This is a genomic window from Photobacterium sp. DNB22_13_2, from assembly GCF_052873915.1.
In genome coordinates this window covers 163,851-185,115 of sequence record NZ_JBNNXU010000003.1, presented here as the reverse complement: position 1 = coordinate 185,115, position 21,265 = coordinate 163,851, and the positions used below count along the sequence as shown (strand labels likewise).

Here is a 21,265-nt window from a genome sequence, read left to right as displayed (position 1 = left end):
GAAAATAAACAAGCTTGTTATGTCTTAATAAAAATAGCGCCTGTCAGCCAATACAAGAATCAAACAGATCACGGCGGCGGGTGGCATTAGGGGATTTTTTAATGATTTTTCGTAAAACGTGTTTAGCCGTGTTGATGGGCTCTGTCTTCGCATTGGCGGGATGTAATAGCAGCAGTAGTACGAACGAAAAAGTAGCAGGGCTACCAAGCAGTGAGTTCATTGATGTAATAGACCGCAGTGGCTCGCCAGAATTTCTGCGTGATTACGATCAATACAGTAATTTGAAGTTTAATGCGTTTGTCGATAACGGCGCTTGGCATGGTCATTTGCTACCTGCTGATGAACAAGGTTACGGTTCGTTTGGTGGGATCATGCAGGTGACCCAAGAATATGCTCACTTCATGTCAGGCCAGACTTTCGACAAACTTCATATCACAGATACTATCAGCGGTGAGGTCATTGACTTATCTTCTGCTGACGCCAAGGTGTATAGCACGCCAGGCGCACTGGTGCAGATCCTTAAGACTGACAAGCTTGAAGTGCAAATGGTACTGCGTTTTGTCACCGATCGTACCTCGTTAGTTGAAACCACATTGACCAACCTTACAGCGCAAGAGATGGATCTGCAGTTGTTGTGGGATGGTGAACTGTTGCAAAAAGCCCGCTCGACAGAAGGTTATGAAACACAAACGGTTGAACAAATGTACCCAGACTACAACCGTCAGATCCACACCACGGATAACGGCTTAACCATCACCTTTGGTGATATGAAAGGCAACTGGGCGATCCGTAATGACGATGACAGTGAGCTCCGTATTGCCCGTTCTGTCAGCACCCAAACCCACGTGATGCCTAACGAGATTTCGTTTGCCTCAGTGGCTCAACAGCCCCTAGCAGCAAAGGGAACCGCGAGTATTTACACCACTTACTCCCATTTGCATAACAGCGACGAAGTCAGCAAAGAGAAAGCCAAGATTTCTGATATCCTCGCTAATCCTCAGCCTTACATGATTGCGGCGGATGAGCGTTGGGCAGGGTACCTCAATTCTGGGATGGTGAACGACCAAGCCACGGATGCACAGGCCCGGGTAGGCGTAAAAGCCATTATGACCCTGAACGGTAACTGGCGCTCTGCGGCTGGGGATGTTCATCAAGCAACAGTCACACCATCGGTAACGGCACGTTGGTTCTCTGGTAACTTGACGTGGCCTTGGGATACGTGGAAACAAGCTTATGCCATGGCGCACTTCAACCCTGATGTCGCGATGGACAATATTCGTACGGTATTCGAATACCAAGTACAGGAAGGCGATCCTATCAGACCGCAAGATAAAGGTTATTTGCTCGATGTAGTGACCTATACCTTACCGGAAAGCCGTGATGGTGCTGGCTCAGAAAACTGGAACGAACGGAACACAAAACCGTCATTGGCAGCTTGGTCGGTGATGGAAGTCTATAATGCGCTGAAGCATGAGTTTGACCGCCCAGCAGATGCCCAAGCGTGGATTGATGAGATGTATCCTAAGTTGGTGGCCTACCATGACTGGTGGCTGACTAACCGTGATCATAACAATAACGGTGTGCCGGAATATGGTGCAGCGGTTGATCCGGCGCATAATACCGAAGATGGCCACATGTATGTGTGGGTGACGACAAAAGAAGATCTTGTCGCTAAATTTGGCCAAGAGAATATCCTTGAACAAGATGGCGATGAATACAAAGTTAAAGGAATGGATAACTACAATACCATTCTGGATGACGTTATATACCAAGAGCTGCATGTCGGCGCGCAGGAAGCGGCTGGCTGGGAGTCGGGTATGGATAACGCTGCCCGCTTTGGCTTTATCTCTGCAGAACAACTGAAAGACTACGCTGATGCTAACCATAACGGTGATGTAGAAGCGGCGAAGAAAGACTGGGAAGTCCGCTTTGCCGAGAACCGCGGTAGTAATGATGAACTGCTAGGTTTCTCTATGTTGCAGGAGTCAGTCGACCAAGCGTCATACATGTATTCTGACAACAAGTACTTGGCAGAAATGGCGACCCTTGTCTCAAGCAGTGTCCCAGGTAAGCAACGCGGCCAGGAATTCTTGGATGGCGCTGCAGATATCAAGAACTACATTAATACCTGTATGTTCGATGCTGATACGGAATTCTTCTACGATATTCACATGAATGTTGACTCAAATGGCACACCAGTTCCTGTAATGAAAAATGGCATTGCTTGTGCGGGTGAGCCAATTGTTGAACGTGGACGTGGCCCTGAGGGGTGGGGACCATTATTCAACGGCGCTGCGACTCAAGAGTTGGCCGATAAAGTGGCGCAAACCATGATGAATCCAGAAGAGTTCAATACATCTGAAAAGTATATCGGCGAGGGGATTTCGCTTCCGACGGCATCACAAACGAACCCTGCTTATCATGCTGATATCTATTGGCGTGGCCGAGTATGGCTAGACCAATTCTACTTTGGTGTCCGTGCGATGGAACAATATGGTTATGGCAGCGAAGCGGTTCATATGGCCAATGAGCTATTTGCTAACGCCGAAGGAATGACAGAAGACGGCGCGATTCGTGAAAACTACAACCCAGAAACTGGCGCTGTCCAGGGCGCAACTAACTTCTCGTGGAGTGCAGCCCATATGTATATGCTTTATCGTGAATTCTTTAAGAACTGATCATCAGTTGCTTGATGCATAAAATGAAGCCAGCTCAATAGAGCTGGCTTTTCTCATTGAGGCTCTTAGAAGTGCTCATTTCCGGTTAATCAAAGCTATCAGTATGCAGACTCAGGCGAGTATATTCATTCCACTCTTCCGTAAGTATTGAATAAGTTAAGGTGCTGGAATTGTGGGTATGCAAAGGGATAAAGACTTCACCGTGTTCATTGGTTTTATACACTTTGCCGCGGTTGGAAGGATTGCTAACACTAACCCTTGCGTTGGCCGCGGGTTTGCCATCTTCCATCACTTTGACCCAACTACCTGCTTGGGTATCAATAATGCGGATATCAGCAAAAGCTAACGAACTAGCAGACAACATGAGTGCTGCGATACTTGCTTGTTTGAATGTCATGTAAACCTCTCAGACAACTTACCCTGACATTGTTGTGTTACCACCTTCTTCACTGATCACATGTTCAATAAGAAGAAGATGATGCTTGGTTTCGATAGAGTAGCGAATAGCGTCGGTAGATAGTTTCTTCAGATCAGTATAGATAAGGTAGTTCACACCCGAGAATAAACTGACGACGAGAACGAGCGTCATGACTACTCTACGCCACATTCTTCGTTCCATTTCAGCAAGGTGTCGCTCAAGCAGGCGAGTGACATCATAGTTGGTTAAATTAGGTCTGATTGGTTTCATCGTGATAAGAAAAGTTAGGCTATTGCAGCAGTGTAAATCAGCCAAGGTCAACGTGATCCGTTGAAGTGCAAAGCTATGTAAAGGCAGGCATGTAAGCGGACTAAAAAAGATGGACGTTGAGCGCTCAAAAAGAAATTGCCTGTAGCAAAACAAGTAATAAGCTTTAGCCTTGAAACTTGAGATATTTATGGGTAAGGCATAAGGTATATACATACCGACCGTCGGTCGGTCTGTGGCAGAGTATGTGATGGTCAGAGTGATTAAATCACCGCAAGAGCGGCGGGCAGAGTTTATTTCGGCGGCCAATGCGCTGTTTTTCTCCAAGGGGTATGCCAATACCTCGGTCAATGATCTTATTCAGTATGTCGGTGTGTCTAAAGGGGCGTTCTATCATCATTTTGATTCCAAGCAAGCCGTGTTGGAAGCCTGGAGTAATGACATGCTGGTGCAATACCGCAAGATGATTGGAGGGCTGGTGGATGATCCCAGTTTAAGTGCTTTGACCAAATGGACTCTTCTGTTGCGCCGAACCAACCAGTGGGAAATTGGCCAGAAAGAGATCATGTTGGGGTTTGTAAAAATCATCAACCTGGATGAAAACCTTCAGTTGAAGCATAGCTTTATGCAAAAAGTGAGTGCCTTACTGGCCAGTTATTACGAGGCCATCCTCCGCCAAGGTAATCAAGAGCAGGTATTCGATGTACCTTCGCCTGCGGTGACGGCTAGGTTAATGGTGACCGTTCTTAACGGTTTTTCTGAAGAGCTCACTCGAAAAATGCTTCAAGCCGAGCAGATGCAAGATCTGTTTGATGGTGTAGTTGAAGAGGTGGAAGCGACACAACAAGTTCTAGAGCGAATGGTAGGGGCAGAAGCAGGCAGTATGCCTTTAATTGATGACGAACAGCTACATGCGTGGTTCACCGATTAATATTCAGTTTGATAAAAGGATTAGAGATGCGATTACTTACCGTTTTACTGGTTATCTTGCTGAGCTTTCCGGCTTGGGTTTCGGCTGAGACGGCGACATCCATTATTACTCAATCTGATCAACAGATGCGCGGTGATTCAAGCTATACCGAGGCAACGATGCGAATTGTCCGTCCGGATTGGACCCGTACCATGAGCATGAAAAGCTGGACCAAAGGGCAGGACTTGTCCCTGGTGTTGATTACCGCTCCAGCCAAAGATAAAGGCAGTGCCTCCCTCAAGCGATACCGAGAAATGTGGAACTGGTTACCGAGTATCGAGCGAGTCGTTAAAATCGCCCCTTCGATGTTGGGACAGTCGTGGATGGGCTCGGATTTCACCAATGATGATTTGATCAACCAGTCATCCATCGTGGTCGATTACACCCATAAAATGGTGGGTAAAGAAGTGTTCGATAACGATCCGAGTTGGGTGATAGATGCTAAAGCAAAGCCGAACGCACCCGTTGTTTGGAGCAAGGTGAGATTATGGGTTTCACAAAAGACCTACTTGCAACGCAAGGTGGAGTTTTACGATGAATTCGATGAGCTTATCAATACTATGAATACCTACGATGTGAAGATGTTGGGTGGGCGCCAGGTTGCTTCACGAATGGAAATGATCCCCGCCGATAAACCGGGAAACAAAACCGAGATCATTACCCATCAGGCCCAGTTTAATTTTCCGATCAAAGAGAGTTTTTTCTCCCAAAGCCAGATGAAGGCCCTGCGTGACTAATGTGATTTTCACAAGGAAAGACCATGTTACTGAAATTGGCTTGGCGTAATATCTGGCGACAGAAGAGGCGGACAATTTTAACCGCGTCTGCTCTGGCGCTGACGTTGGCATTGTCGTTGTTCATGCGCAGTCTGCAAGAAGGTACGTATGCCAATAACATTGAAAATGCGGCGAGGTTCTATACCGGACTCATTCAGCTTCAGCACCCAGAGTTCGCCGAAAGTCACAGCATTGATGACTTGTTGCCGATGGATGATGCTTTTCTTCAGCCTGCAGCGTCTCATTCGAACATAGCCCGTATCTTGCCGCGTATAGAGTCGTTTGCCTTGGCCGCCTCAGAGGATAAGTCCAAAGGAGTTATGGTGCTTGGGGTCGATACTATGGCAGAAGACCGTTATTCAGGTATTTCCAACCGCTTGGCGAAGGGGGAGTTTCTGGCGCCTGATGATCAGCAAGTGTTGATTGGCGAAGGTGTTGCCCGTTATTTCGGTTTGGATGTCGGTAATGAATTGGTTCTGTATGGGCAAGGATACCGGGGGCAAACCGCTGCAGGCTTGTATCGGATAAAAGGGATCCTAGATTTTCCTGTGGCCCAACTCGATAACCAATTGGTGTATATGCCTATCGCACTTGCCCAAACCCTTTATAGCACAGGAGAGCAAGTGACGGCGTGGGTGATGGATGTTAAGCCACTGGCTCAATTACCCATGACGCTCAAACAGTTGAGTGATGACTATAAAGGCGAGGTGAATGTCAGGGATTGGCAGGATCTGGCGCCGGAGATGGCTCAGCAGATATTAATGGATAAGGCCGGCGGTATCTTCATTATGTATTTGCTTTACGGTGTGGTGGGGTTTGGCTTATTCGCCACCTTGTTGATGATGACCTTAGAGCGACAGCGTGAATTTGGCGTTATGCTCGCCACAGGCATGCTCAAACGCAAGATCATCGCGCTGATTGGGTTGGAGTCGTTGATGATAGGGATACTGGGTGTTGTGGTCGGTATGGTGATCACCTTGCCTGTGTTGGTGTGGTTCTACTTCAACCCGATTGCGTTAACTGGGGAAACAGCCGAACTGGTAATGGAAATGGGCTGGGAGCCGATTTTGCCGATGGCACTGGATCCTTTACTGATGCTTGACCAAGTGTTCATTGTCTTGGTGCTGTTAGTTATTTGCCTGGTATACCCGATGTGGCGGATCCGCCGCTTGGATGTGGTGAGTGCCTTGAAAGGGGGTAGCCATGCGAACTGATATGTTATTCAAATTGGCGTGGCGTAACCTTTGGCGTAATAAATTACGTACCGGGATCATGATGGGGGCAATGATATTTGGCCTGATGGGTGTAGTCGCCATGATGGGTTTCCTTTCTGGCATGTACGGTAGCATGGTCCACAATGCCATTGCTTGGCAAACCAGCCATATCCAAATCCAAAATCAGCTGTATCTCGATGATCCTGACATTAAAAATACGGTTGTTGATTTGGCCGAGGTTGAAAAAGCGATAGCGACCTTACCGGGGTTGAAAGGTTGGTCAGCAAGGTTTGTGGCCGATGGCATGGTGGCATCCGCGCGCAGTAATCGTGGTGTGCGAATCAATGGCATCGATTTTGAGACCGAATCAACAGTCACCCCACTGGCAGAGAACATAACCCAAGGTGAGTGGCTAAGCGAAGAGGGGAGAAATCCGGTTTTAGTGTCAGAGAAAATAGCATCTCGCCTCAAGCTGCGTATTGGATCCAAAGTGGTGCTGACTTTTACCGATGCGGTCGGCGAGGTCGGTGGGGCAGCGTTCAGGGTAAGGGGGATGTTCAAGACCCCTTCAACTAGTTTCGACGATGGTAATGTTTTTGTCCGCCGAGTGGACTTAACCGCACTTGCTGGTATTGATGGTGCCCACGAGATTGCCATTTTGCTCGATAGTGATAACGCCGCTATGGTGCAAGCTAAACGGCTGAAAGAAGCGCTATTGATAACGAATAATCGGATGAATCAGAACACTAGCAAATATATTGGAAACCGCATCAGGGACTGGCAGCAGGTACAGCCGATGTTGGCCTCGATTATCAATCAGCAGGGACTGAGCAATGCCATTATGTTGGGTATCTTCGTCGTCGCAATGGGCTTTGGTATCGTTAATATTATGCTGATGTCGGTTTTTGAGCGAACGCGGGAGTTTGGTGTGCTGATGGCTGTTGGCATGCAAAAACATCGGGTCTTTGTACTGATTATGCTGGAAACTGCATGGTTAGGGATTGCCGGGGCTGGACTTGGCTTGCTAGCAAGTATCCTGTTGATTAGTGTGCTGCAGTACACCGGGATCCCGTTAGGGGCGATGGCGGAAGGGTTGGGGGCATTTGGTGTTGATACCTTGCTATACCCTCATGTGTCTTTTGCCGAATACCTCATGATTTTTTTAACTGTCGTTGCGGCAAGCCTTCTTGCGGCGCTTTATCCTGCGCGGCAAATTCTCAAGCAACGCCCTGTTGATGCCATGGCAGAAAAACACTGATAGGCACGAACTGACAGATCAGCAACGATAGCGAGAAACGGATGACTATTTCAATAAACCAACTGTGCAAAACCTATAATCCGGATAGTGACTTCCCTGTTCACGCTGTCAAAGATCTCGATCTAACGGTCCAGCAAGGGGAGTTTGTCGCGATCATGGGGCCATCAGGTTCAGGAAAAACAACCCTGCTCAATATGATCGGTGGTATTGATACTCCCAGTTCAGGCAGCGTCCATATTGATGATTGCGATATTTGCCAGCTGGATGAGAAGGCACTGATTGCTTTTCGCCGTGATCACATTGGCTTTATCTTCCAAGATTACAGCCTGTTGCCGGTATTGACAGCGTTGGAAAATGTCGAGTTCGTGATGCAGCTGCAAGGGCATGATGAAGCGACATGTCGCCAGCGGGCCAGTGAGCTGCTGGCTCAGGTTGGCCTACAAAGTCAGCAGTATAAGCGTCCTGCTAAACTGTCTGGTGGGCAGCAACAGCGAGTTGCGGTGGCGAGGGCGCTGGCTCCTCGTCCGCGTTTTGTCATGGCCGATGAACCGACCGCTAACCTTGATGCGCAAAGTACCGCAGAGCTGCTTGATATCATGCAACAACTGAATGAAAAAGAAGGGACAACCTTTATTTTCTCCACCCATGATCCTAGGGTGATAAGACGAGCCAAGCGAGTGATTGTATTTGAAGACGGGCAGCTGAAAGAGGATCGCCGGCAGTGAGTAGTTATCAATATGCTCTTTCCAAAGCCATGACTAGGTACCCGATCAGAAACGTATCGCTGCTACTGGCTTTATTGGGCGTTTTTTCCCCGAAGGTAGATGCACAGATCCCGGGATTAGAGCCGGAAAAAGATTGGGATCTTAATGGCTACGTGAAATACATGGCAACAGGAACTTTGCCTGATAGTGGCTCCAATGGCCTCGATCACTTAATTCATCAACGTTTCAATTTTGAATATCGCTTCAATGAGCAGTTGCGATTTAACGTAGGTATGAGAAACCGTTTATTGTTTGGTGATACCGCAGACATACCCGGTTACGGCGATTTGGTGGCGATAGATACCGGTTATATGGATCTGTCGAAAAACTGGCTGGATAAGAAAGGGGTGGTGGGTAATAGCCAGTTTGACCGCTTGTATGTGAATTGGCAACGTGATGACTGGCAGGTACGTGGTGGGCGGTTCCGTATTAACTGGGCAATGGCAACGTTGTGGAATCCGAATGATATTTTCAATTCCTACTCTATCTACGACTTTGATTATGAAGAGCGCTCTGGATCCGATGCGGTGATGGTCAGCCGTAAGCTAGGATTTGCCAGCTCAGTGGATCTGGTCTTCAACCCAAACTCAGATAGCGACCTAAACAGTTATGCCGGGCGCTATTTGTTTAATCACAACGGCTGGGACTATCAGATGTTGGCCGGAAAGTCCCTGCTGGATAATGTGATAGGTGCGGGCTTTGCCGGCGATATTGAAGGTGCAGGGGTAAGAGGAGAATTTAGCTGGTTTGAACCTGATCAGGACGAGTGGCAAGGAGAGGCGCTTGAGCATACCGCAGTCGCTACCCTCGAAACCGATTACAGTTTCGGTGGTCAGAGAAACTGGATGGCGCGAGGGGCGGTGTTGTATATATCGAACCCGCAAGACCCACAAAATGCCATCGCCTTTTTGAATTTGCCCCTGACCGCCAGAACGTTGAGCTTTACCCGCTGGACCACTTATGCTGATGCCAGTTTAGATATCACGCCGCTTAGCCGCCTGACTTTATCTGCGTCGTATTATGATGACGGGTCGTATTTTGTCGGTGCAAGCAACAGCTATTCGCTGGCCGATGACTGGCAATTGCTCGGAGTGATTCAGCGTTTTGATGGCAGTGGCAATAGCTTGTTTGGGGAAACGGCCAGTACTTTGCTATTTGCCCAGATTCGCTGGAATTTCTGAATTAGTCCAAACTGGGTAATCGCTCGCAATAAAGGCAATAATTGTTATTTATGCGTGCTTATTGGTATCAATGACAGTGTAACGGGAAATGTGATGATAAAACTCGAAGGGATTGACCATGTGGTGCTCAGGACCACCCAACTGCCAGATATGCTGCATTTCTATTGTCAGGTATTAGGCGCGCATGTGGAGCGTGAGTTGCCAACGGATATGGGGTTGGTACAACTTCGTGCTGGTAATGCTTTGATTGATCTCGTAACCGTCGATAGTCAGTTTGGCCAACTTGGCGGCAAACCGCCAAGACAAAATGGCCGTAACCTCGACCACTTCTGCCTGCAGATAGCATCCGTTCCAGAAGAAGAGCTTCTTGCCTATTTACGTCAACACAACATTCCTTGCGAAGGCTTTGCTGATCGCTACGGGGCCGAAGGCTTCGGTCGCTCGGTATACATTCATGACCCCGAAGGTAATGTGGTGGAGCTCAAGCCGAAGGTATAGCTGACATACCTAAGCTAGAGCGTTGACTGCATTTGATATAGCGTGCGGTATGAGCGATGTTCAAGATCATCATCCTTCAAGCCAAACTGGCCAGCCAGCTGCTTAAGCTCTGTTTTATATTCTGCTAATTTCGATTCATCATCCGTCATGATGGCAAATTCAGCAAAATGCCCAATGCCTTCTAGATAGTCCAAGGTAATGTGGTACTGACCGACGAAGTATATGCTGCGTATTTTATTCATCACCAAGCAGGGCTCATAACCCATAGTCGCCAGCATACTTTTGGCTGCGTTGGCATTGGTGATATTGGTTGCTTCGCAGCGATCAGCCTCTGGGCCTTTCACTATCCATAATTTGATGCCGGAAGGTTCCATTTCGCGAATAGAAACACTCTTGTTTTGGGCTGAAAGAGAATGATCTGGTGTGTCAAAGTACCAATCGGTTTCGCTGTTGTCGATCACCATAACCTCATGGGGAATAGCAATGAGTACCTGTAAAAAGTCAGGCTTAGATTGAACCTTGTACTTGAGTTCAACCTCATATTTACCTTTGAAATGCTCAACGCTCATTCTGGTTTACCTTTCCGTATCTGTTTTCAATCTTGCTCATTTTCGTGAATGTGGCGGATCAGTCTGGCTGGCGTACCGCCGTAGAGGCTATCAGGCGGAATATCGGAATTGACGACTGAGTTGGCTGCAATCACAGAGCGGGCACCGATGGTGACTCCTTGATTGATGATGACGTTTCCACCTACCCACACATCATCTTCGACAGTGATTGGTTTGCACACCGTTGCCCATTTACGGCGTTCGAGGTAGTTAAGTGGATGACTGGCGCAGTAGAACTGGGTGTTAGGGCCAATGAGCACATTGTTACCAATGGTAATTTTGGCACCGTCCAGCATGGTGACATTCATATTGATGAAGGTTTTTTCGCCAATAAATATGGTTTTACCGAATTCGCAGTGAAAAGGAGATCGGACGATACTACAAGCAGCTATGTCACCCATAAGGTTGTTGAGAAGCACTCCACGTTGTTGTTCATCGGTGGTTTGGTTAAGGGTGTGCATTACTTTTGCCGCGTTGTCACGAATGTGATTGATCCCCTGATCACCACCATCAAAGTCTTCGCCTGCCAGCATTTTTTCGAATTCGGTCATTGTCTTTCCAATCTGTTTCTAATTGGGCCTGTTAAACAGCCAAGTACGTATTCTACCAAGAACTATAGCGACCTCATGATATGATTAGAAGCTTAATACAGTAGGATCAAGGGAATATCATGATTGATCTATCGCGCTTACTAAAAAATGATATGAACCTGTTGATTTGCCTGTATGTGTTATTGCAAGAGCGCAGTGTCAGCCGGGCGGCAGAAAAACTGTATTTGTCGCAATCTGCGGTCAGTAAACAGCTGACAAAGCTTCGCCAAGTATTTGATGACCCCTTGTTTGAGCGGGAGTCAAAAGGTTTGCTGCCAACCCCTAAAGCGCTGGCGTTGGAATCCAAGCTACAACAGATTTTACTTCAGGTTGACCAACTCAGTGATCCTGACCGGTTTGAGCCTGAAACGAGTACCCGGTCGTTTAATATCGATTTGATTGAAACGGCCTATTCGACGATTTATCCCCGTTTTGTGCCAGCGGCGCTAACCGAAGCTCCTAATATTAGTATCAATAGCCGAGACTGGAATGAAAATAGTATTCAGCGTTTGCAGAGAAGGGACGTTGATTTTGGCATCGGTATTTTTGAGTGGGACAACCGGGCGAAAACGCATGTCCAGACCATTCCAAACTCACTCAGTTACGTAGAACTGGTGCGAGATGCTTCCGCTTGTGTGATGCGCAGAGGACACCCTGCGTTGCAAGAAGTGTGGAGCTTAGAGACGTTTTTGAAATACCGCCATATTCAGGTTGTAACAGGCGGGGTTACCAGCTGGCTGCTGCATGAAGTGCTGGATTCAAAACGGTTGAAGATTAACAACGCGGTGAATATGTCGGATATTGCCAGTGCGGTTAGGTTGTGTGAAAAGAGTGACCTGCTAACGACATACCCTTATGAATGTGTGCGAGAGTTTGTCGATAGCGCCGATATAGAGATCAAGAACTTGCCTATAGATCTGGAGCCAGGCGGCCAGTTTTTGCTGTGGAATAAACAGTTTGATAATGATCCTAGCCACAAGTGGTTACGCGAACTCATTATTAATCAGTTTGCTGGCAACGAATAGAAGTAAGGGCTACTTCTGGTGTAACCCCATTTTGCACAGTTGTCTGAAGTCCTTGGGGCTAACATCGGTATGGCGCTTGAAGAATTTGGTCATGTTAGTGGCTTCATTGAACCCCAACCGGTTGGCGACATCGGTAATCGAATGCTGGCTGAAGGCCAATAGGCGCTTGGCTTCAACCAAGACCCGTTCATCGACTAACTCTTTGACACTGAGGCAGGCATGATCTTTAGCGAGCTTGTCTAATTGCTTGATACTTTTCCCCAAGGCTAATGAGATATCACCTGCTGTTGGCCTGTCCTGAAAATGCTCATCGATATACTTTTTTAACCGGTAATAGTCGTTGTGGCCGATGCGCTGAGTCGATTGCAACTGTTGCTGATAACTTGGCACCACCGCTTTGAGAATGATAGAACGGATGAGATTGCGGATGATCTCATCTTTAAATTCTGAGGTGGATTTAAATTCATCAACCATGGTATGGAATAATAACCCGATGTCATCTTCAACTTGGTGTATGCAATTAATGTGGCCCATGGCGGCTAGCAACAGGTCAAAATAAGGGTCGTTTTGGCCGTTGGATAGAAAGCTGCAATCAAAGGAGAGTACGTAGCCATCGACTGTTCTTTCTTTGGCAAATGCATGGATTTGGTTTTTACCCAAAGCCAGAATGGAGCCAGTCCGAAGCCGGTGTTGTTGATGTTCGACATAGTGTAATCCTTGGCCTTCAGTAATATAAATTAACGCACTGAAGTTCAAGCGATGCGGACGCGAGACGGCTTCTAGCCCTCTGAGGGTATAGAGATCTGATATCCGATTGATGAAGGGGCTGATAAGGTTCACTTCTCTTTTCAACCGCTCGAGGGGGATGCACTGACTCGTCATATGTCTCTTCAAAAAAAGGAGCTTAATGGTATTAGAAGACATTAAGCTCTTATTACTCGATTTAATTTAGAGCACAGAATGTAAAGTAATTAGCCGAAGCTTACTTTCTCGCTCTAGTATTTTTCTTGTGTTAAATCTTTAGCCATTTTCTGGAAGTCGATTTTCGGCTCTGTGTTCTGCTTAATCATCTTGGTTTGCGATTCAGATTGACGCGATACCATATGCACTAACGAATGTTGGTTTTCCTCACCACTCAATGCCATCAGGCTCGATGCAATTTGCAGCATGATGATACCCGATGCCAAGCAATAGAAAACGAAGGAAATACGCTGCCTCATTGTGTGCCTCCACCTTGCTTTTCGTTTGCAGATCGCTGCTTTTTCACCGCACGCTTAGGCTTGGTCATCTGTTTGAGCCAGTGCTTATTGAATACGACAAAGTCAGTGAGAGTATTGATCGGACACAAACTTTGACACCACGGTCGACGGACGATGAGCGAGGTTAGGAGGATCATCACAGTTAGGATAAACAGGTACATACCACCAATCATGCCAAAAGCGATACCGAAGGGTTCATAGACAAAAGCTGCTGGGTTACGGAAATAGGCCCCAAGACACAACGTGGCCAGTAGCAAGAAGCGTGGAAACCAGATAAAGAACGTTTGGCGTATCGGTGATGCCTTGGCCTTACCGACTTTAGCCAAGCATTGCTGAACAGCACCGAACGGACAGAGACTTTGGCAATACACGTTGCGGTTGTAGTAAAGGATGTAGCCAATACTCAGGACCAGCAAAATAAATGGGGTGTAGTTAGCCACACCACCAATCCAAGTACCGAAAATCAAGCCTCCCATGGTTGACGCCGAATAAAGCGATGCGGAGTGGAAACCAAACAGAAGGGTAGAGCCTGCCAACAGGGCAACATTCATTTTGACCTTGTGTTCGGAGCGGGTGCGATTGACCCATACTGCCGCGGCGAAGAAAACGAAGGCTGCCACATCAAGCCATTTCAGGTAATGCCATGCAGGTTTTGTCTCGGTAAAGTGGTAGCCAAAGAGCTGCATCCGTACCGGATCCGCCGCTTGGTTCAATGCCTGGGTATAGGCTTCTGAGGTCAGTGTCGCACCGGATATCGCATCTACCGACAGGGCCGTTTTGATATTTTGGGCGAGTAATGCTTCAGGTAGTTTCTGCTCGACCACCTTATCGAAATATGACGTCGTTTCTTTGGTGTTTAGTAAGGCTATTGTTTCCACTTCTCCTTGGTTGGAAAAGACCGCGCCAATCGTTAATTCGCCACCATACCCCACACCAGAGCCAAAGCCGATCCATTTCAAAGGCTCGGATGTGTTGCTGTTTTGCGGCTCTATGTCTGCGCTATGTCCTGGAGTGCTATGCCCAGAACTATTTGCCATAACCAGATAAAGCTGAGGTGTTACTTCAATCAGTTTTTCGTCACTGGCTATCACGGACTCAAAGAATTGAGCTTGGGAGTCATTGGTGCGTTGTCCGCCCAAGTACCAAGCAAATACTAATACCAATATCGACAAGATGCTGACGAACTTATCGAAGGTGTTGTTACGACGGGATTTGGTCTTTCTTTCCATAGCTTTCTAAAGCCACAAGGCAATCTATTGAGAATGCCCTATGGCTTGTTCCTATCATCATAAAATCAAAACGGATTTAACTCTCGATACCGTGTTTAGGCTTCAAGGCAATGAGTACCCTTAACAGAACGGCACCGGCGATGATGAGGCCTGTACCGACAAAGCCAAGGAAGTACCAACCAGCTAGTCCTTCGTTTTCACCCAGCAAGGTGAATGCCCCTGCAATGGTGAGAACCAGTGATGCCCACCAGGTACCGACCAAAGCCCATTTCCAGCTGTTCATGCCTAACTGATATTGCTTGGCCCACTGATTGGCACCGGCAAAGACCAGTACTTGCAATGCGCCGAATGCCATCCAAAATAGCGGGTCTAAAATTGTTGATTGCGGAAACATTAGAAGCCCTCCCAGTTACCGTCATAATCCCAAGTCTTTTCGACATTGAGGTAGTCTTCACTGCGCAGCCATTCCGGTGGCTGGTGGTAACCCGCAAATCGTCCACCGTTCCAATCGCCGTGGTACGCATCAGCTTCTGGGTAGTAGAAGAAGTTATGCTGCATTGCCAACAGAGTTTTGCGTGTCAACCCGGTTGGATCTCGTGGATCGGTTTCTTTAACCAAGGCGTGGATCCAGTTGTTCTTGCGGGTATACGGGCATACCGCAATACACACTCGGCACCCCATGGCTGTTTCGGTTGGGCCTTGGCGCCACATGGTCCAGCAACTGTCTTGGTTGAAGTCGAACTTGCGAAATCCCCTGACGACGGCATCGGGTTTATCGGCTTTGCTGATAGAGCCACTTGGGCAAGAATCTGCGCAAATTTTGCACTCTTCACAAAAGTGTTTCACCTTGGTATCGATAGGCCTATCTGGCTCTAAATCTAAATCGGTGATCACGGCGGCAAGGCGGATATTTGGTCCAAGCTCCGGAGTAAGTAAGATGCCATTACGAGCGGCTTCACCCATACCGGCTTGAATCGCAAGCGGCGGGACAACAATTTCATAATCTGAGCCAGGCCATTGTGGGCGGGCGGCATAGCCTAATTCACCCAAGAAGGCTGCCATCAAGCCTGAGGCATTCTTGGCGCGGAAGTAGCCGTCATAGGAGGTTGAGTAACCGATAGATGCGTACATCGGATCCCAGTTCATTGGGGTGCCGAAGATAATAACGTTCTTCCAGTGCTTAGGAATGCTTTCGTCCCAATCGGGCATACCACGCATAGTATTTTTGAACACAAAGCTTGGGTCTAGTTTAGTAATACCGACAATGCTCATGCCGAACTTAAACGCCATCTTCTTGATGAGCTCTGAGGCATGTTTCGGCGATTTAAACGGCTTAGGCTCGCGTTTTACCCATTGAAAATCAACTTCTTCGGGGTGGCCCTGCGGTTTAGGCGGAAAGTTACTGCTATTGCCTTTTAAGTAAGCTGCAGAATAGGCCCAAGCGAGAGCAAACCGGTCTCGATGCTGCTCAATATTTTGTTCGTGTTTGGCTTTTTCTTCGAACGATTGGTACATATCATCCCACCGTTCAGGGTGACGGGAGTAGTACTCCTTGACCCGCTCATTGGGAATATCGCGCCAGTCTCGGGTGGGTACCCAGCCATTGCTCATATCTTTACCCAAAGCACGGGTTCGGTGGAATAGGAAGTCGTTCCATTCAGGACGAATCGGCTCGCTGACCACTTCCATTGTCGGTGGGACATCCACTCGGAAGGGTTCGCGGTTAAAATACATATCTTTTCCCGCTTCGGTACGACCCCAGCCGACATTGGCATCCGGATCGCGTCCTAGCACAAAGCCAGCCCCAGCAGCAGCTCCGACGGTGGCTGTCGCAGCTGCCACACCACCTAGCTTTAAGAAGTCGCGCCGCGATGTATTGGCAACGCCTTGTTCTGTTTTCTCTCTCACGTTTGCTCCCTGTGTATTAGTTTAATTCGACAACGTCGAGGCTCAGTTTCTTGTTGATGGTATTGATGAGCTCTCGGTGAGTAATTTTGTAGTGGGCTGATAACTTGTTGAGGTCAACCATGACGTGCTGTGCCTCTGCCCATTGCTCGGTATGGAAGTAGCAAAGGAAAAGTTGTTCGAGTCCCCACTCGTCATGTGGCTCAAAGGTCAGTAGTTGCTGTAGATCAGGCTCCAAGTCGTCATAGCGCTTGAGTTCAGCTTTGATGTGGGTACGGATATTGAGCACATCAAAGTTGTTAGGGGTGACGCTGAGGTATTGATCCAACGCCTCTAAGGCTTCCTCAAGACGACCCTGTTGATGGGCACAAATCCCCGCCAGTCGCACCAGCTCTATAGATGAAACGTTGTTATCGAAGGCGCGAGTGATCCAGTTATCAGCTTGATCGTTTGCTCCCAGCGCCAAATAGCTGCTGGTGGCCGTAATGTAGGTAGATATCAGTGATTGGTCTTTTGAATAGGCCTGCTCTGCATATTGGGCTGCAAGATCAAATTTACCTTCTTGGTAATACAGCCCGGCAAGGTTTTGGTATCCGCCGATAAAGGCTGGATCGGTTGTAATGCTCTGTTTGAAGCTCTCTTCGGCAAGCTCACTGTCACCAAGATAAAGATGGGTAAAGCCAAGGTGGCAGTGCAGTAATGGGTTGTCGGCATTGAGGGCGATCGCTTCTCCAAACATCGATTTTGCCATGTCGTAATCACCTAGCTGCTGGTACACCAAGCCACAGCTAGTTTTGAATTCGTCTTCAGTTAGCAAGTGTTTATGCTTATTGATGGCCACCATCGCGAGCTGACACATTTGTGCGGCCATCAGGGTTTCGAACAAAAATTTTAGCTGGGTAGGGTTGAGTTCTAGCCGTGCTATCTCGTCACTCATGACAAAGGTAAAAGCTTCATGCTCTAACCAATCGGCATGACTTTGCTCTTGTGTCTCGTCCAAACCCCAATTCGCGTGTTGGCGATGCTGTTTTTTGGGAAACTGCACCTCTAGAAACAACAGGCGCTCATTGAGCGGTGTTAATACGTCGGCAGAATCAGGGAGGTGTTCAATGTGCCCCTTGATATATTGGTAAAGCTCAATCCACTTACTGCTAATCATTCGAGTGTCCTTGGTGAAAGATCAGCTTAAGTATTGTGGAATCAGGAAATGGTCAAAAGGTATAAATTCCCCCGTTTTAGGTAGAAAATATCCCTTTGCTAGTAATTATGATTTTGATCAATAGATTTAGTCGGGATGAAAGGGCTAAATGACTCTTAGCCCTTTGTATTTATTGGTAAATATTTCTAATTGTTACAAGTTACTGTGTGTTGATAGCAGCCCATTGTCACTACCAAAACTATTTTGAACATAGTCATCCGCACTAGGATCGTTTTCCCACTCTGACCCATTAATTAAATATCGGAATTGATACTGACTATTTTTGGGCAGACGCAGCTTCAAGCTGAAGATTTTCTTCTTATTGAGCTTCAGCGGGGTTGCCTGCCAGTGGGTAAAGTCACCTGAAACAGCCACTGTTTTTGTTGTACTTCCCCCTTTGGGCCATTCAAAGGTCACTTCCACTTCATCTTTGGTTTTAAAAAAGCGCTTTTTAATCATTTTCACTCCTTGGAAAAATCCATTGAATAAAAATAAGCAAATTAAATGCCAATAATCAGAGGGTTAGTTGGTAGGAGGTGCCGGGTGTGCACTGGTTAAAATGAAGATAACTGCTCCACAATGGTGCATCATTGCACTGAATTTGTACTCCATGACTATTTGGTGTTGTGTCAGAGGATAATTTGTGGGGGAGGGCTGATGGCCTCTGCGGTACTGTTTGTCTTCATTCCTGAACGACGGGACGTTGTTACTGGGTAGTTATGTCGTCTGTAGGGGCAAAGAAAAGGGCGCTGTATTTACAACAGCGGCCCTCTTGTTCAGTGGTTAGCCTTCTTCTTAACTAGGCAATATTGTGGCTCTGGCCACCGGCATCTTTGAACCAGTTATGGAGATGCGTTTGCAAATCACTCAGCTGATCGGGGCCGATAATTGCCAGACCAAGATCTTGAGCGCGAACCAAATCGTGGTGACGCAATGGACGGAAGCTAACCAGCATGGCGCGGGCTTGAAGGCCACCAAGGAGATCTCGTAGCGATTCAAGTTTGTATAGGGTATCGTCACCGTCGTCACGCATTCCCTTGGTTTTACATTCGATAATATGGAGCTTGTTGTTCACCACTGTCGCGACATCAAGCTCGTTACGAACTTCTCGGTCGCCAATTTGACGGTAAACCTGAACCCCTAGCGAATGATCTTGAATGGTCGGAAGATCATTCTGGATAGCGCGAACAGTACTGTGCACCAGGTTCTCCAACCATTCACCATTGGCAAAGCGGCGAGCTTCTTCATGTTTGAAGGTTAGGATGCCGTCATGGTAGGTCGCAAGGCCGGTTTCTTCCAAGTCGTTGAGCAACATGCCCAACTCTTTGTAGCCTTGCTGTTTCTCGCTCAATCCCACATCCAGCTTTTGCTCCTTTCGGCACGTTGTCGCCAAATAATTGAGGGTCGCAAGGCCAGGGCCAAGTTCTAGCGCTGAGCTCGCCCAGCGTTGCCCCAACTCCCACAGTTGGTCGTTAAGCTCTTCTGGCACCAAGTTTTCTGGTAGCTCACAACGGGCACCGAAAATCGTTAGGTAATCGGATAATTGGATGCGGTCTTCAACTTGCTGTTGTTCACGATCTGCTGGATATAGCCAACACATTTCATCACTGAACGGTTCAATCACATAAATTGGCCAGTGGTAGGTGCGAAAGACTTCATAGGCGGATAACAAGCGGTGACGTAGGCCGCAGCTGGCATTGAACCAGATTTCGGTTTGCGCCGCTTTGAGTGTTTCAGCAAGTTCGATAATACGCGCACGAATGCTGGTGATGTTAATGGAGTCAGGGATGATGAAAAATTCGGCCTCAATATTACGAGGTAGAAGAATAGACGCCAGTCGGTCGTATTGTTCTTGTTGTGACTCTGTACCGATAAAAATCATCTTATCGGCTGGGACGCCGTGGTCGAGAAGTGGGGTGATCAGCCTTACGGGGTCCAGATCGATAATGCCAACATGTGTAATCATATTTATCCTTACGCGTTATCTGCGACTGCGCCGGCTCATCGATAATGGAATACAAAGGGTGGCCCGTGCTTACTAGTCTGTCAGTGACGCTTTTTATTTATCATACTTAATATATGCGGACAGTGTTCAATAAAATCAAGTCGCACTGTTGCGTATGCCCATATTATTTCAGTTTGATATTCAGTGTTGGGAGCCATTTGGCTAACCAAGTAGTTGAATACATAACTTAATTGAATAATTTCAAAGAAATGTCTGAGCTATGTAAGTGTTTGTCAGGATAAATGAAGTTTTGTTCCCTAAATTGCACATATTTTGGCAGAAAATTGTGTAGCCTACGGCACCCTGCTGATTTGCAGCAGGAAAAGCATTGAAATTATTACGCTGTCGGTGACAATAGGGGTTAACTAGGCTGTTGCCCTAAAAACCAGAATGATTATGACCCAAAAACTTACAATCCTAGATATTGCCAAGCTGGCAGGAGTTGGCAAATCAACCGTTTCCCGCGTACTCACCAATGATCCGAAAGTTAAACCCGCGACTAGGGAGAAGGTGGAACAGGTGATCCGCGAGTCTGGCTATGTGCCGTCCAAGTCAGCGCAAGCGATGCGGGGTGGCAGCGCCAAGGTGGTTGGGATCATTTTGTCGCGTTTGGACTCTCCTTCGGAAAACAAAGCGGTCAGCGGTATCCTCGACGTTATCTACCAAGCTGGGTACGACGCCGTGATTATGGAAAGTCAGTTCAGTGCCGATAAGACCAATGAGCATCTTGCGGTGTTGCAAAAGCGGAATGTGGATGGGGTGATTGTGTTTGGTTTCTCTGGGTGTGATCTTTCGAGTATCGAAAAGTTGGGTCATAAAGCTGTCGTTATCGCCACGGATACCGATACCATTTCCTCGGTCGATTATGATCACCAAGGCTTGATTTCACTTGCCATGGATAAACTGGTGTCTAACGGTAAGAAAGTTATCAGCTATATTGGGGTCGATGAGTCTGACCGCACTACGGGTTTGCTCCGCCTTAATGCTTACCTTGATAGCTGCCGTAAGCTGGGGATCGAACCTTGCTATCAGACCGGCCAACTCAGTTATGACAGCGCCTATCACATCACTGACCAAGTACTAAGCGAGGGCACCGAAGCGATTGTCTGTGCCAGTGATACCTTGGCGATGGGGGTTGCCAAGCGCTTGCAGGAACTTGGCCGTACTGATATTCAAGTCTCCGGTGTAGGGGCGACGGATCTGCTATCGTTTTTATTCTCGAATACCTTCAGTATCGATCCTGGCTATTTTGAAGCTGGTAAAGTGTCAGCTCAGTTACTGATCAAGCAATTGTCCGGCCAACAAGAAATCACCCATCTGATCCAGCAAGCTTCTTACTGATTGATGAACAACTGATAATCTAGATCTAAATCACATTATTGCTACTAGCCTATAGATGTGGGGTGTGAACTGATTCACGAA

Annotated in this window: 22 protein-coding genes; 10 read left to right on the top strand and 12 right to left on the bottom strand. The window is 47.5% G+C overall.

The features are described 5' to 3' along the window. Nucleotides 1–101: 101 nt before the first annotated feature. Nucleotides 102–2,678, top strand: coding sequence for an alpha-glucosidase (gene ygjK / locus ACVA58_RS06345; protein WP_446509604.1), 2,577 nt, complete (start codon nucleotides 102–104; stop codon nucleotides 2,676–2,678). 85 nt (nucleotides 2,679–2,763) lie between these two features. Here the strand turns inward: ygjK and ACVA58_RS06340 are convergent, their stop codons facing one another. Together ACVA58_RS06340 and ACVA58_RS06335 are read right to left on the bottom strand one after the other, a co-directional pair. Further along, nucleotides 2,764–3,075 carry a hypothetical protein gene (locus ACVA58_RS06340; RefSeq protein WP_446509603.1) on the bottom strand — a complete coding sequence of 104 codons (312 nt, stop codon included), beginning with the start codon at nucleotides 3,073–3,075 and terminating at the stop codon, nucleotides 2,764–2,766. A gap of 18 nt (nucleotides 3,076–3,093) precedes the next feature. Further along, entirely contained in the window at nucleotides 3,094–3,285 is a 192-nt protein-coding gene (locus tag ACVA58_RS06335) for a hypothetical protein (protein ID WP_446509602.1), read from the bottom strand. 328 nt (nucleotides 3,286–3,613) lie between these two features. Here ACVA58_RS06335 and ACVA58_RS06330 point away from each other — a divergent pair, with 328 nt between their 5' ends. The 7 genes from ACVA58_RS06330 to ACVA58_RS06300 all read left to right on the top strand — a co-directional run bounded on the left by ACVA58_RS06330 (nucleotide 3,614) and on the right by ACVA58_RS06300 (nucleotide 10,024). Continuing rightward, a complete protein-coding gene (locus tag ACVA58_RS06330) occupies nucleotides 3,614–4,294 on the top strand; it encodes a TetR/AcrR family transcriptional regulator (RefSeq protein WP_446509601.1) in 681 nt (226 codons plus the stop codon). A 26-nt stretch (nucleotides 4,295–4,320) separates the two neighbouring features. Beyond that, entirely contained in the window at nucleotides 4,321–5,070 is a 750-nt protein-coding gene (locus tag ACVA58_RS06325; RefSeq protein WP_446509600.1) for an outer membrane lipoprotein-sorting protein, read from the top strand. 23 nt (nucleotides 5,071–5,093) lie between these two features. After that, entirely contained in the window at nucleotides 5,094–6,323 is a 1,230-nt protein-coding gene (locus ACVA58_RS06320; protein ID WP_446509599.1) for an ABC transporter permease, read from the top strand. Nucleotide 6,324: 1 nt separating this feature from the next. Then, nucleotides 6,325–7,581, top strand: coding sequence for an ABC transporter permease (locus tag ACVA58_RS06315; protein ID WP_446509799.1), 1,257 nt, complete (start codon nucleotides 6,325–6,327; stop codon nucleotides 7,579–7,581). A gap of 41 nt (nucleotides 7,582–7,622) precedes the next feature. Further along, on the top strand, nucleotides 7,623–8,306 hold the full coding sequence (locus tag ACVA58_RS06310; protein WP_446509598.1) for an ABC transporter ATP-binding protein: 684 nt from the start codon (nucleotides 7,623–7,625) through the stop codon (nucleotides 8,304–8,306). Between the two features lie 29 nt (nucleotides 8,307–8,335). Beyond that, nucleotides 8,336–9,526, top strand: a complete 1,191-nt coding sequence (locus ACVA58_RS06305; protein WP_446509798.1) for a hypothetical protein — start codon at nucleotides 8,336–8,338, stop codon at nucleotides 9,524–9,526. A gap of 93 nt (nucleotides 9,527–9,619) precedes the next feature. After that, nucleotides 9,620–10,024, top strand: a complete 405-nt coding sequence (locus ACVA58_RS06300; protein ID WP_446509597.1) for a VOC family protein — start codon at nucleotides 9,620–9,622, stop codon at nucleotides 10,022–10,024. Nucleotides 10,025–10,038: 14 nt separating this feature from the next. Here the strand turns inward: ACVA58_RS06300 and cyaB are convergent, their stop codons facing one another. Both cyaB and ACVA58_RS06290 read right to left on the bottom strand, forming a co-directional pair. After that, complete coding sequence (gene cyaB, locus ACVA58_RS06295) at nucleotides 10,039–10,593, bottom strand: class IV adenylate cyclase (protein WP_446509596.1); 555 nt, start codon at nucleotides 10,591–10,593, stop codon at nucleotides 10,039–10,041. Between the two features lie 26 nt (nucleotides 10,594–10,619). Continuing rightward, nucleotides 10,620–11,183: a sugar O-acetyltransferase gene (locus tag ACVA58_RS06290; RefSeq protein ID WP_446509595.1), complete on the bottom strand. Its 564-nt coding sequence runs from the start codon at nucleotides 11,181–11,183 to the stop codon at nucleotides 10,620–10,622. Nucleotides 11,184–11,302: 119 nt separating this feature from the next. Here ACVA58_RS06290 and ACVA58_RS06285 point away from each other — a divergent pair, with 119 nt between their 5' ends. Further along, the gene (locus ACVA58_RS06285; RefSeq protein WP_446509594.1) at nucleotides 11,303–12,247 is read left to right on the top strand and encodes a LysR substrate-binding domain-containing protein; all 945 of its coding nucleotides are present in this window, start codon (nucleotides 11,303–11,305) and stop codon (nucleotides 12,245–12,247) included. 9 nt (nucleotides 12,248–12,256) lie between these two features. Here the strand turns inward: ACVA58_RS06285 and ACVA58_RS06280 are convergent, their stop codons facing one another. The 8 genes from ACVA58_RS06280 to ACVA58_RS06245 form a co-directional block, all read right to left on the bottom strand. Then, nucleotides 12,257–13,129: an AraC family transcriptional regulator gene (locus tag ACVA58_RS06280; RefSeq protein WP_446509593.1), complete on the bottom strand. Its 873-nt coding sequence runs from the start codon at nucleotides 13,127–13,129 to the stop codon at nucleotides 12,257–12,259. Between the two features lie 113 nt (nucleotides 13,130–13,242). After that, nucleotides 13,243–13,467 (bottom strand): hypothetical protein, encoded by a 225-nt coding sequence (locus ACVA58_RS06275; RefSeq protein ID WP_446509592.1) that lies wholly within the window; start codon nucleotides 13,465–13,467, stop codon nucleotides 13,243–13,245. After that, nucleotides 13,464–14,735 carry a 4Fe-4S binding protein gene (locus ACVA58_RS06270; protein ID WP_446509591.1) on the bottom strand — a complete coding sequence of 424 codons (1,272 nt, stop codon included), beginning with the start codon at nucleotides 14,733–14,735 and terminating at the stop codon, nucleotides 13,464–13,466. The genes ACVA58_RS06275 and ACVA58_RS06270 overlap by 4 nt, the downstream gene beginning before the upstream one ends. Before the next feature lie 76 nt (nucleotides 14,736–14,811). Beyond that, nucleotides 14,812–15,129, bottom strand: a complete 318-nt coding sequence (locus ACVA58_RS06265; protein ID WP_446509590.1) for a hypothetical protein — start codon at nucleotides 15,127–15,129, stop codon at nucleotides 14,812–14,814. Then, nucleotides 15,129–16,643, bottom strand: a complete 1,515-nt coding sequence (locus ACVA58_RS06260) for a reductive dehalogenase (protein ID WP_446509589.1) — start codon at nucleotides 16,641–16,643, stop codon at nucleotides 15,129–15,131. The genes ACVA58_RS06265 and ACVA58_RS06260 overlap by 1 nt, the downstream gene beginning before the upstream one ends. Nucleotides 16,644–16,659: 16 nt before the next feature. Further along, the gene (locus ACVA58_RS06255) at nucleotides 16,660–17,799 is read right to left on the bottom strand and encodes a tetratricopeptide repeat protein (RefSeq protein ID WP_446509588.1); all 1,140 of its coding nucleotides are present in this window, start codon (nucleotides 17,797–17,799) and stop codon (nucleotides 16,660–16,662) included. A gap of 192 nt (nucleotides 17,800–17,991) precedes the next feature. After that, nucleotides 17,992–18,297 carry an isoamylase early set domain-containing protein gene (locus ACVA58_RS06250; protein WP_446509587.1) on the bottom strand — a complete coding sequence of 102 codons (306 nt, stop codon included), beginning with the start codon at nucleotides 18,295–18,297 and terminating at the stop codon, nucleotides 17,992–17,994. Nucleotides 18,298–18,637: 340 nt separating this feature from the next. Beyond that, on the bottom strand, nucleotides 18,638–19,804 hold the full coding sequence (locus ACVA58_RS06245) for a Card1-like endonuclease domain-containing protein (protein WP_446509586.1): 1,167 nt from the start codon (nucleotides 19,802–19,804) through the stop codon (nucleotides 18,638–18,640). Nucleotides 19,805–20,239: 435 nt separating this feature from the next. On the opposite strand from ACVA58_RS06245, the gene treR reads away from it, so the two are divergent. Continuing rightward, the gene (gene treR, locus ACVA58_RS06240) at nucleotides 20,240–21,184 is read left to right on the top strand and encodes a trehalose operon repressor TreR (RefSeq protein ID WP_446509585.1); all 945 of its coding nucleotides are present in this window, start codon (nucleotides 20,240–20,242) and stop codon (nucleotides 21,182–21,184) included. The last annotated feature ends 81 nt before the right edge of the window (nucleotides 21,185–21,265 follow it).

Coding starts and splice junctions, on each gene's coding strand:
- ygjK (WP_446509604.1), top strand. CDS start 102: ATGATTTTTCGTAAAACGTGTTTAGCCGTGTTGATGGGCTCTGTCTTC.
- ACVA58_RS06340 (WP_446509603.1), bottom strand. CDS start 3,075: ATGACATTCAAACAAGCAAGTATCGCAGCACTCATGTTGTCTGCTAGT.
- ACVA58_RS06335 (WP_446509602.1), bottom strand. CDS start 3,285: ATGTGGCGTAGAGTAGTCATGACGCTCGTTCTCGTCGTCAGTTTATTC.
- ACVA58_RS06330 (WP_446509601.1), top strand. CDS start 3,614: ATGGTCAGAGTGATTAAATCACCGCAAGAGCGGCGGGCAGAGTTTATT.
- ACVA58_RS06325 (WP_446509600.1), top strand. CDS start 4,321: ATGCGATTACTTACCGTTTTACTGGTTATCTTGCTGAGCTTTCCGGCT.
- ACVA58_RS06320 (WP_446509599.1), top strand. CDS start 5,094: ATGTTACTGAAATTGGCTTGGCGTAATATCTGGCGACAGAAGAGGCGG.
- ACVA58_RS06315 (WP_446509799.1), top strand. CDS start 6,325: ATGTTATTCAAATTGGCGTGGCGTAACCTTTGGCGTAATAAATTACGT.
- ACVA58_RS06310 (WP_446509598.1), top strand. CDS start 7,623: ATGACTATTTCAATAAACCAACTGTGCAAAACCTATAATCCGGATAGT.
- ACVA58_RS06305 (WP_446509798.1), top strand. CDS start 8,336: ATGACTAGGTACCCGATCAGAAACGTATCGCTGCTACTGGCTTTATTG.
- ACVA58_RS06300 (WP_446509597.1), top strand. CDS start 9,620: ATGATAAAACTCGAAGGGATTGACCATGTGGTGCTCAGGACCACCCAA.
- cyaB (WP_446509596.1), bottom strand. CDS start 10,593: ATGAGCGTTGAGCATTTCAAAGGTAAATATGAGGTTGAACTCAAGTAC.
- ACVA58_RS06290 (WP_446509595.1), bottom strand. CDS start 11,183: ATGACCGAATTCGAAAAAATGCTGGCAGGCGAAGACTTTGATGGTGGT.
- ACVA58_RS06285 (WP_446509594.1), top strand. CDS start 11,303: ATGATTGATCTATCGCGCTTACTAAAAAATGATATGAACCTGTTGATT.
- ACVA58_RS06280 (WP_446509593.1), bottom strand. CDS start 13,129: ATGACGAGTCAGTGCATCCCCCTCGAGCGGTTGAAAAGAGAAGTGAAC.
- ACVA58_RS06275 (WP_446509592.1), bottom strand. CDS start 13,467: ATGAGGCAGCGTATTTCCTTCGTTTTCTATTGCTTGGCATCGGGTATC.
- ACVA58_RS06270 (WP_446509591.1), bottom strand. CDS start 14,735: ATGGAAAGAAAGACCAAATCCCGTCGTAACAACACCTTCGATAAGTTC.
- ACVA58_RS06265 (WP_446509590.1), bottom strand. CDS start 15,129: ATGTTTCCGCAATCAACAATTTTAGACCCGCTATTTTGGATGGCATTC.
- ACVA58_RS06255 (WP_446509588.1), bottom strand. CDS start 17,799: ATGATTAGCAGTAAGTGGATTGAGCTTTACCAATATATCAAGGGGCAC.
- ACVA58_RS06250 (WP_446509587.1), bottom strand. CDS start 18,297: ATGATTAAAAAGCGCTTTTTTAAAACCAAAGATGAAGTGGAAGTGACC.
- ACVA58_RS06245 (WP_446509586.1), bottom strand. CDS start 19,804: ATGATTACACATGTTGGCATTATCGATCTGGACCCCGTAAGGCTGATC.
- treR (WP_446509585.1), top strand. CDS start 20,240: ATGACCCAAAAACTTACAATCCTAGATATTGCCAAGCTGGCAGGAGTT.